Origin of the sequence: Sphingomonas sp. (assembly GCF_036402235.1) — a bacterium.
Lineage (GTDB): Bacteria > Pseudomonadota > Alphaproteobacteria > Sphingomonadales > Sphingomonadaceae > Sphingomonas.
Genome location: NZ_DASWTG010000011.1, coordinates 40621 through 49347, shown reverse-complemented (window position 1 = coordinate 49347; position 8727 = coordinate 40621). Strand labels below are relative to the sequence as shown.

Annotated in this window: 14 protein-coding genes; 8 read left to right on the top strand and 6 right to left on the bottom strand. The window is 65.6% G+C overall.

The genetic code is table 11. The features are described 5' to 3' along the window. Together VGD28_RS02295 and VGD28_RS02290 are read left to right on the top strand one after the other, a co-directional pair. On the top strand, window positions 1-145 hold a 145-nt coding region (locus tag VGD28_RS02295; protein ID WP_331026716.1), incomplete at its 5' end, for a GreA/GreB family elongation factor. A 4-nt stretch (window positions 146-149) separates the two neighbouring features. Beyond that, window positions 150-773: a rhomboid family intramembrane serine protease gene (locus VGD28_RS02290; RefSeq protein ID WP_331026715.1), complete on the top strand. Its 624-nt coding sequence runs from the start codon at window positions 150-152 to the stop codon at window positions 771-773. A 2-nt stretch (window positions 774-775) separates the two neighbouring features. Here VGD28_RS02290 and arr read toward each other — a convergent pair whose 3' ends face one another. The 6 genes from arr to VGD28_RS02260 all read right to left on the bottom strand — a co-directional run bounded on the left by arr (window position 776) and on the right by VGD28_RS02260 (window position 3077). Continuing rightward, on the bottom strand, window positions 776-1177 hold the full coding sequence (arr, locus tag VGD28_RS02285; RefSeq protein WP_331026714.1) for an NAD(+)--rifampin ADP-ribosyltransferase: 402 nt from the start codon (window positions 1175-1177) through the stop codon (window positions 776-778). Window positions 1178-1181: 4 nt separating this feature from the next. Next, the gene (locus tag VGD28_RS02280) at window positions 1182-1400 is read right to left on the bottom strand and encodes a DUF4170 domain-containing protein (RefSeq protein ID WP_331026713.1); all 219 of its coding nucleotides are present in this window, start codon (window positions 1398-1400) and stop codon (window positions 1182-1184) included. A 156-nt stretch (window positions 1401-1556) separates the two neighbouring features. Then, the gene (locus VGD28_RS02275; protein ID WP_331026712.1) at window positions 1557-1892 is read right to left on the bottom strand and encodes a hypothetical protein; all 336 of its coding nucleotides are present in this window, start codon (window positions 1890-1892) and stop codon (window positions 1557-1559) included. Continuing rightward, window positions 1889-2224 (bottom strand): hypothetical protein, encoded by a 336-nt coding sequence (locus tag VGD28_RS02270; protein ID WP_331026711.1) that lies wholly within the window; start codon window positions 2222-2224, stop codon window positions 1889-1891. Before VGD28_RS02270 ends, VGD28_RS02275 begins: the two co-directional genes overlap by 4 nt. After that, the gene (locus tag VGD28_RS02265) at window positions 2221-2574 is read right to left on the bottom strand and encodes a hypothetical protein (RefSeq protein ID WP_331026710.1); all 354 of its coding nucleotides are present in this window, start codon (window positions 2572-2574) and stop codon (window positions 2221-2223) included. Before VGD28_RS02265 ends, VGD28_RS02270 begins: the two co-directional genes overlap by 4 nt. 20 nt (window positions 2575-2594) lie before the next feature. Further along, the gene (locus VGD28_RS02260) at window positions 2595-3077 is read right to left on the bottom strand and encodes a hypothetical protein (protein WP_331026709.1); all 483 of its coding nucleotides are present in this window, start codon (window positions 3075-3077) and stop codon (window positions 2595-2597) included. A 154-nt stretch (window positions 3078-3231) separates the two neighbouring features. Between VGD28_RS02260 and eno the strand changes: the two genes are divergently transcribed. The 6 genes from eno to pdhA all read left to right on the top strand — a co-directional run bounded on the left by eno (window position 3232) and on the right by pdhA (window position 8727). After that, window positions 3232-4506: a phosphopyruvate hydratase gene (eno, locus tag VGD28_RS02255; protein ID WP_331026708.1), complete on the top strand. Its 1275-nt coding sequence runs from the start codon at window positions 3232-3234 to the stop codon at window positions 4504-4506. A 108-nt stretch (window positions 4507-4614) separates the two neighbouring features. After that, a complete protein-coding gene (locus tag VGD28_RS02250; RefSeq protein WP_331026707.1) occupies window positions 4615-5223 on the top strand; it encodes an SRPBCC family protein in 609 nt (202 codons plus the stop codon). Next, on the top strand, window positions 5223-6413 hold the full coding sequence (locus tag VGD28_RS02245; RefSeq protein WP_331026706.1) for a zinc-dependent alcohol dehydrogenase: 1191 nt from the start codon (window positions 5223-5225) through the stop codon (window positions 6411-6413). The genes VGD28_RS02250 and VGD28_RS02245 overlap by 1 nt, the downstream gene beginning before the upstream one ends. A gap of 5 nt (window positions 6414-6418) precedes the next feature. Beyond that, the gene (locus tag VGD28_RS02240) at window positions 6419-7204 is read left to right on the top strand and encodes an SDR family NAD(P)-dependent oxidoreductase (protein WP_331026705.1); all 786 of its coding nucleotides are present in this window, start codon (window positions 6419-6421) and stop codon (window positions 7202-7204) included. Window positions 7205-7247: 43 nt separating this feature from the next. Next, window positions 7248-7559 (top strand): septum formation initiator family protein, encoded by a 312-nt coding sequence (locus VGD28_RS02235; protein ID WP_331026704.1) that lies wholly within the window; start codon window positions 7248-7250, stop codon window positions 7557-7559. A 106-nt stretch (window positions 7560-7665) separates the two neighbouring features. Continuing rightward, entirely contained in the window at window positions 7666-8727 is a 1062-nt protein-coding gene (pdhA, locus tag VGD28_RS02230) for a pyruvate dehydrogenase (acetyl-transferring) E1 component subunit alpha (RefSeq protein ID WP_331026703.1), read from the top strand.

The following is an 8727-nucleotide window of genomic DNA, read 5'->3' as shown; positions in this document are numbered from 1 at the left end:
GGAAGCGGACGCCAAGGTCGGGCGGATCAGCTACCATTCGCCGCTCGGTCGCGCCCTGATCGGCAAGGACGTCGGCGAGGAGGTCGAAGTGACCACGCCGGCCGGCGACCGCTACTACGAAATCGCCAAGATCGAATTCATCTAAGCCGGTGTTCCAGCTTCGGAGCGCGACCGGGATCATCGCCATCGTGACGGTGGCGGTGTCGGCGATCGCGATCCTGGCGGGGCTCGACTATTCGACGCTGTTTGCCGGATTCATCCCGGCGCGCCTGTCGGGGATAGCCGATCTGCCGGGCGCGCTTCCGGCCTGGATCACGCCGCTCAGCAGCGCGCTGGTGCATGGCGGCTGGCTTCATCTGGCCATCAACATGGTGATGCTGGTTTTTGCCGGCACGATGGTCGAGCGGATCGTCGGCGGGGCGGGCCTCGCCTTTGCCTATATCATCGGCGCGATCGTCGCGGCGCTGGCCCAGTTCCTGGTCGATCCCGCCAGCCCGGTGCCGATGGTCGGCGCCAGCGGCGCGATCAGCGCGCTGTTCGGACTTTACGCCGTCTATTTCGGCCGGCCCAAGCAGGTGACGCGGAACATGCGGCTCAACCGCTGGATTCACGTCGCCTGGCTGCTTGCCACCTGGGTCGTGCTGCAGTGGATGACCGGGCTGCTGGCCGGCGGACAGGGCGTGATGCTGGCGACGCCGGCCCATATCGGCGGCTTTATCGCCGGATTGCTGCTCCAGCGGCCGTTGCTGCTGTGGAAGTATCGGAAGGCCTAAGCCTAATTCAAAATTTCGCCGTCGAGCTTGGCGATACGGTCGCGCCACTCCTGAATTTCCTCGGGCGTAAGCCGTTTCCACTCTTTCACCTCGCCCACGACCCTCAGCGGCTCCATGCTTCGGTATGAGCGGGTCGGGTTGCCGGGGAATTTCTTGTCGGTGACGTTCGGATCATCCTCGAAGCTGCCCGTCGGCTCGACGATATAGACGCGCGGCTCGCCGTCGCCGCGCGCCAGCGCCGCGGCCAGCCCGGCACCGTCCGGTCCCGACGCCGTGAAGTAGATGTGGTTCATCCTGATCTCGGGCCGGTAGTTCGATTGATAGCCGGCTGTCAGCAGGTCGCCGACCTGCAGATCCGCCCTCGTCCCATGATAGAAGGGGCCGTCGTCGAGGGGCTTCGTCACTGGCTTATTGCTGGCTGCCAGGTTCCAGCAGCCGGTGGAGGTGGACGACGACATATTTCATCTCGGCATCGTCGACGGTGCGCTGCGCGGCGCCGCGCCACGCCTTTTCGGCGCTGGCATAGTCGGGAAAGATGCCGACCACATCGAGCTTGGTCGGATCCTGGAAATCGAGCGTCATCGGGTCCTTCACGCGGCCGCCGAAGACGAGGTGCAGCTTGCTCATGGAAACTCCTGGGGATTGGTATCCCGGTCGCCTTAGCGCGCACGCTGCACCACGCTCAAGGGCCTCATCCGTCGCCCCAGCGCAAGCTGGGGCCTCGTGCGGCAAGCAATTCCCTTGCGGAAGGAGACCCCAGCCTGCGCTGGGGTGACGATAGACTCAGGCGTCGGTCTTGCTCCGCGCCGCATCCTTCGCCGCGGTGAAGGCAGTGCCGATGATCTTGCCCAGCTGATCCTTGGCCGCGTCACGCTGGGGCAGCAGGGCGTCGATCTCGGCCTTGCCCGCATCGCGTGCAGCCGCCGCGGCGGCGCTGGCGCCCTCCGCGATGCGCTTGCCGACCGGGGCGAGCAGCTCCTTTTCCCTGGCGGGGCGCGGCAGCAGCGCGCCGATGACGACGCCCAGCGCGACGCCGCCCGCGACCAGCGCCAGCGGGTTCTTCTCGATTCCGTCGCTGGCGCGCTGACGGCGGCTGGAAACTCCGTTCGTCTCGGTCATTTGCTGGATCCTTTCTTCGAACGTTTCAAACTCTTCGCGCCCGCTGCGGTTGCACGCTTGGTTCCGGTCCACAGCAAGCGTGCCAGCGGCTTGCGCGCCATGAACAGCACCGCAAGGCCGGCCGCAGCGGCGATGGCCTTGGGGCGGGCGCGGACTGCCTGCACCCCGTCGCGCACCAGCCTGCCCGCGACATTCTCGACCGCGTCCTGCGCCAGCGTCACCGGGTTGAGCCGGCCCTGCATCTCGTCGAGCGTGCCGAACAGGCGCTGTCGTGCGCTCTGCGACCGCGCGCGGGCTTCGAGCAGCGAGACGGGAAGCTGGCCGTCGCTCATGGCATGTCCTTGGGGCGAGTGGCGCGGCGGAAGCGGCGGAGCGCGGCGTGGGCGAACAGCGCCGCGGCGCCCGCCGCGACCAGCACCACGATCAGCGTGGCGAAGCCCGGCCCGACATAGGGGGCAAGGATCATCACCAGCCCGACGATCAGCGCGATCGCCGCGGCCTGCGCGAGGAGGAGCACGACGATCCCCAGCGCCGCGGCCGCCCGTGCGTCGGCGATCCGGTCGAGCGCCAGCGCGCGCCAATAGGCGATCTCGGCTTCGGCATAGGCGCGGCCGTCGCCGACCGCGCGCGCGATCAGCGTGCCGATGCCTTCCTCGTCATCCGGCTCGTGACGTTCGTCCACCTGACCCCCCGAGCCAGCGCTTATGCCTTGGGCTTGCCGCTGTCGGCACCCTTGTCGGCGAGGTCGCCCGCGGCGTCGAGGCCCGATTTGAGCAGGCGCGCGAGCACGAAGCCGACGCCCGCGGCGATGCCGACCGCGACGGCGGGGCTCTTCTTCACGAATTCGCGCGCGTCATCGATCAGGTCGTCGACCTGCTTGCCACGGAGCGATTCGGCGAAGCCCGAGATCTGGTCGGCCGCGGAGCGGGCATATTGGCCATATTGCTCGCCGAGCTTCTCATCCACCGATCCGGCGGCGTCGCGCATCAGATCCGAAAAGCCGTCGAGCGCGCCGGTCGCCTTTTCCTTGCCGGTATCGGCAAAGGCGCGTGCCTTGTCGCCCGCCTGGCCTGCGAGCTTGCCGGCTTCCTCACGCACCTTCTCGGCCGCGCCGCGCCTGGATCCGGTGGACTCGGCCGTGACTAGCGTGCCGCCTTCGTCGATCGAATTCGTCTCGTCCGCCATCGCTCAAAATCCCTTCTGCTGCGTTCCCGGATCAACCACGGCACGGACGGACGGTTCCATCTGCAACATGATTTGCCCGGCGGCACCGAACGGGATAGAGGCCCGCGCGACACCGACGCCGTTCGTATCGGCCCCAAGGTAGGGAGACCATTTCGTGACCGCAATCATCGACATCCACGCCCGTCAGATTCTCGACAGCCGCGGCAACCCGACGGTGGAGGTCGATGTGCTGCTGGAGGATGGCAGCTTCGGCCGTGCGGCGGTTCCCTCGGGCGCATCGACCGGCGCGCACGAGGCGGTCGAGAAGCGCGACGGCGACAAGAGCGTTTACCTCGGCAAGGGTGTGCTCGAGGCGATCGAGGGCGTGAACGGCGCGATCGCCGAGGAGATCGTCGGCCTCGACGCCGAGGATCAGGCGGATATCGACCGCGCGATGATCGAGCTCGACGGCACCGAGAACAAGGGGCGGCTGGGCGCCAATGCGATCCTGGGCGTCAGCCTTGCCACCGCCAAGGCGGCGGCGGATGCGCGCGGGCTTCCGCTCTATCGCTATGTCGGCGGCGTCTCGGCGCATGTGCTGCCGGTGCCGATGATGAACATCATCAATGGCGGCGAGCATGCCGACAACCCGATCGACTTCCAGGAATTCATGATCGTGCCCGTGGGCGCGGAGAGCATCGCCGAAGCGGTGCGCTGCGGCTCGGAGATCTTCCACACGCTCAAGAAGAAGCTGCATGACAAGGGTCTGGCGACCGGCGTGGGCGACGAGGGCGGCTTCGCGCCGAACATCGCGTCGACCACCGATGCGCTCGACTTCATCATGTCGAGCATCGAGACGGCGGGCTACAAGCCCGGCGACAATGTGATGCTGGCGCTCGATTGCGCCGCGACCGAATATTATCGCGACGGCGCGTACAAGATGGTGGGCGAGGGCAAGACCTTCTCCGCGGCCGAGAATGCCGATTTCCTCGCGGGCCTGTGCGCGAAATACCCGATCTTCTCGATCGAGGACGGCATGGCCGAGGACGACTGGGACGGCTGGAAGCTGCTGACGGAGAAGCTGGGCGGCAAGGTCCAGCTGGTCGGCGACGACTTGTTCGTGACCAACCCCAAGCGCCTGAAGCGGGGCATCGACGGCGGCTACGCTAATTCGCTGCTGGTCAAGGTCAACCAGATCGGCACGCTGACCGAGACGCTCGAGGCGGTGAGCCTGGCGCAGCGCTCGTCCTACACCGCGGTGATGTCGCACCGTTCGGGCGAGACCGAGGACGCGACCATCGCCGACCTCGCGGTCGCCACCAACTGCGGCCAGATCAAGACCGGCAGCCTCGCGCGCTCGGACCGGCTCGCCAAGTACAACCAGCTCATTCGCATCGAGGAGGAGCTGGGCGACGCGGCGGTGTATGCGGGCCGGTCGATCCTGGGGTAATTAGCCACATGCCGGGGCGTAAGTTCCGGTATCGAAACAACAATCTTTCCTCGTCCAGCGGAACGCCGCCGCCGTCCCTTTGTTCTGACAGAGCAAATGGAGGGTCCAATGAGCGAGACGCTGGACGAGCCGCGTCAGGACGACGCGCCCCTTTCGACCTCAAAGAATCGATCAAGCGCGGTCGATGCCGCTACCACAACCCTGATCGACAAGCCCGGCCAGGGCGATGCCGACACGCTGGTCGGCCGGACCGTGACGATCAACCGGCCCCGCGCCGAACTGTTCGCCTATTGGCGCGACTTCGCCAATCTCCCGACCTTCATGGACAATGTCGAACGGGTCGAGGTGCTCGACAAGACGCGATCGCGTTGGGTGGTGAAGGCGCCGGGCGAGGCCTCGGTCGAATGGATCTCCGCCATCACCGAGGAAAAGGAAGGCGAGTTCATCGCCTGGGCCTCGGTCGAAGGCGCTGACGTCCCCAACAGCGGTCGCATCGATTTCCGCGACGCACCGGGCGGGCGCGGGACGGTGGTCACCGCGACGATCCTCTATGATCCGCCGGCGGGCATCATCGGGCGGGTGATCGCCAAGATGTTCCAGCGCGAGCCGGCGATCCAGGCGCGGCGCGACCTGCGGCGTTTCAAGCAACTGATGGAAACCGGCGAGATCGCCACGGGTGCGCGCAACCGTCGCCTTGTCGAGGAAGGGAAGAACTGATGCGCGCGCTGGCCTGGCACGGAAAGCACGACGTGCGCGTCGACACGGTCGACGACCACGAGATCCTCAATCCGCGCGATGCGATCATCAAGGTGACCTCGACTGCGATCTGCGGCTCCGATCTGCATCTTTATGATGGCTATATTCCCACGATGATGGCCGGCGACATCCTCGGCCATGAGTTCATGGGTGAGGTGATCGAGGTCGGCCCCAAATCGACCCTGAAGAAGGGGCAGCGCGTGGTGGTGCCGTTCACGATATCGTGCGGCAGCTGCTTCCATTGCGGCAAGCATCAATATTCCGCCTGCGAGAACGGCTTGCCCGCGGACAACCAGGATATCGCCCAGACCGCCTATGGCCACCCCATGGCCGGCCTGTTCGGCTACAGCCACATGACCGGCGGCTATTCCGGCGGGCAGGCCGAATATGTCCGCGTGCCGTTCAGCGACGTCGGACCGATCGTCGTTCCCGACGGAGTCGAGGACGAGAAGGTGTTGTTCCTCTCCGACATCCTGCCCACGGGCTGGATGGCCGCGGAGAATGCCGACATCGAGCCCGGCGACACCGTGGCGGTCTGGGGGTGTGGCCCGGTCGGGCTGTTCGCGGTGCAGTCGGCGTTTCTGATGGGGGCCGAGCGCGTGATCGCGATCGATCATTTCCCGCGCCGGCTGCATCTGGCGAAGCGGTTCGGCGCCGAGACGATCAACTTCGAGGAGAGCGCCACCTATGAAGCGCTGATGGAGATGACCGGCGGGATCGGCCCGGATGCGGTCATCGATTCCGTCGGCCTCGAAGCCCACGGCTTTTTCGCCGACAATGTGATCGACCAGATCAAGGCCTCCACCTTCCTCGGCACCGACCGCATCCACGCCATCCGCCAGGCGATCCTCGCCTGCCGCAAGGGCGGGCGGGTGTCGATGCCCGCGGTCTATGGCGGGTTCGTGGACAAGTTCCCCCTCGGCGCCTTCATGCAGAAGGGGCTGACGCTCAAGACCGGGCAGACGCACGTCCAGCACTATATGCCGGGCCTGCTCAACGCGATCATGGAGGGCAAGATCGATGCCACCTTCCTGATCAGCCACACGCTGCCGCTCGAGGCGGCGCCGGAGGGCTACAAGATGTTTCATGACGATCAGAATGAAGTGACCAAAGTGGTGCTCAAGCCCGGCCTCGCGCTGGCTGCGGAGTAGCGGGCATGGCGAACGGACTGGCGATGGTCACCGGCGCCTCGACCGGGATCGGGTTCGAGCTGGCGACGCTGGCGGCCAAGGATGGATACGACCTGATCGTCGTCGCCGATGAGCCGCTGATCAACGCGGCGGCAGATGATTTCCGCCAGTTCGGCGGGGAGGTCGAAGCGGTCGAAGCCGATCTGTCGGCGATCGATGGCGTCGACCGGCTGCTGGCGGCGGCGAGCGGCCGGCAGATCGACATCCTCGTCGCCAATGCTGGAATCGGGACCGGCGGGCCGTTCCTCGATCAGGAAGTTGCGTCCTGGCGGCATACGATCGACACCAACATCACCGGCACCGTCTATCTGATCCAGAAGGTGCTGGGGGACATGGTCAGGCGAGGGCAGGGCAGGCTACTCGTGACCGGATCGATCGCGGGCTACATTCCGGGCAGCTTCAATGCCGTCTACAATGCATCCAAGGCATTCATGGACAATTTCGCCGAGGCGTTGCGCAACGAAATCAAGGAAACAAAGGGGGTCACGCTCACCACCCTGATGCCCGGTGCGACCGATACCGAGTTCTTCGCGCGCGCGGACATGCTCGATACCCAGCTTGGGCAGGACAAGAACAAGGCGGATCCCGCGAAGGTTGCGGCAGATGGCTGGGAAGCGATGAAGGCGGGCAAGGGCCACATCGTCTCTGGCCTGGCCAACAAGGCTCAGGTTGCGGCGGCGGGCGTAGTGCCGCAATCGGTCCTCGCAGAAATGCATCGCAAACAGGCCGAGCCGGGAAGCGGCGACGCATGACTTCATGGTTGATCGGCGATTCGCTTTGCGCGAAAAGGCGGAAATGGCACGTTCGACCCCGTTCAAGGCGATCCTGACGCGAGCCGGCCTTCCGGCCGTCGCAATCATCTTCATGGGCTTCTTCGCCTATTCGGCGGTGCTGGGGCCGAACGGGGTGCTCACCTATGGCGATTACAAGCGCCAGCTTGCAGTCAAGCAGGGCGAGCTCGCCAAGCTCGAGAAGGAGCGGGCGGAATTGCGCAACCGCGTCGCGCTGCTCAACCAGAAGGGCGCCGACCCCGACATGGTGGACGAGCTGACGCGCAAGAAGCTCAACGTCGTCCATCCCGACGAAGTGATCGTTCCGCTCAATTGAACGCCGGTTTGTGTAAGGTTGCGTTTCCATCGCAGCCTTACGCGCGCGTCATCATTGCGCACCGGCCGATAACCGGCCTATAGGGCCGCTTCCATCTCTCCCCAGGATGAGGGTCATCGTGGCAAAAGCGCCGGCCAAGAGCCGTAAAGTAGAACCAGTTGTAACTAACCGCGAACGTCCAAACGAACCGGATCGGTACAAGGCCTCGAAAGAGGAGCTGCTGGAATTCTATCGCCAGATGCTGCTCATCCGCCGTTTCGAGGAGAAGGCGGGCCAGCTCTACGGCCTCGGCTTCATCGGCGGCTTCTGCCACCTCTATATCGGCCAGGAAGCGGTCGCGGTCGGCCTGCAGTCGGCGCTCGACGGCGACAAGGACTCGGTGATCACCGGCTATCGCGACCATGGCCACATGCTCGCCTATGGCATCGATCCCAAGGAGATCATGGCCGAGCTGACCGGCCGCGCGGCGGGCATCAGCCGCGGCAAGGGCGGGTCGATGCACATGTTCTCGACCGAGAAGAAGTTCTACGGCGGCCACGGCATCGTCGGCGCGCAGGTCTCGCTCGGCACCGGCCTCGCCTTCGCGCACAAGTACAATGAGGATGGCGGCGTCGCGATGGCCTATTTCGGCGACGGCGCGGCCAACCAGGGCCAGGTCTACGAATCGTTCAACATGGCCGAGCTGTGGAAGCTTCCGATCATCTATGTGATCGAGAACAACCAGTACGCCATGGGCACCAGCGTCAACCGCTCCTCGGCCGAGGACCAGCTCTACAAGCGCGGCGAGAGCTTCCGCATCCCCGGCATCCAGGTCGACGGCATGGACGTGCTGGCGTGCCGCGGTGCTGCCGAGGAGGCGCTGGCCTGGGTGCGCGCGGGCAAGGGGCCGATCATCCTGGAGATGAAGACCTATCGCTATCGCGGCCACTCGATGTCGGACCCGGCGAAGTACCGCTCGCGCGACGAGGTGCAGTCGGTGCGCGACAACAGCGACCCGATCGAGGGCGTGAAGCGGGAGCTCGAAGCCGCGGGCGTCAAGGAAGACGAGCTCAAGGCGATCGAAGCCGAGATCCGCAAGGCGGTGAACGAATCCGCCGACTTTGCCGAGCAGACGCCGGAGCCCGATCCGGCCGAACTTTATACCGATGTTCTGGTGGGGACTTACTGA

Bases quoted from the DNA above. Each gene is read 5' to 3' on its own strand.
- VGD28_RS02270 (WP_331026711.1), bottom strand. From the start codon at position 2,224: ATGAGCGACGGCCAGCTTCCCGTCTCGCTGCTCGAAGCCCGCGCGCGG.
- VGD28_RS02250 (WP_331026707.1), top strand. From the start codon at position 4,615: ATGAGCGAGACGCTGGACGAGCCGCGTCAGGACGACGCGCCCCTTTCG.
- VGD28_RS02260 (WP_331026709.1), bottom strand. From the start codon at position 3,077: ATGGCGGACGAGACGAATTCGATCGACGAAGGCGGCACGCTAGTCACG.
- VGD28_RS02275 (WP_331026712.1), bottom strand. From the start codon at position 1,892: ATGACCGAGACGAACGGAGTTTCCAGCCGCCGTCAGCGCGCCAGCGAC.
- VGD28_RS02245 (WP_331026706.1), top strand. From the start codon at position 5,223: ATGCGCGCGCTGGCCTGGCACGGAAAGCACGACGTGCGCGTCGACACG.
- VGD28_RS02280 (WP_331026713.1), bottom strand. From the start codon at position 1,400: ATGAGCAAGCTGCACCTCGTCTTCGGCGGCCGCGTGAAGGACCCGATG.
- VGD28_RS02235 (WP_331026704.1), top strand. From the start codon at position 7,248: ATGGCACGTTCGACCCCGTTCAAGGCGATCCTGACGCGAGCCGGCCTT.
- pdhA (WP_331026703.1), top strand. From the start codon at position 7,666: ATGAGGGTCATCGTGGCAAAAGCGCCGGCCAAGAGCCGTAAAGTAGAA.
- VGD28_RS02240 (WP_331026705.1), top strand. From the start codon at position 6,419: ATGGCGAACGGACTGGCGATGGTCACCGGCGCCTCGACCGGGATCGGG.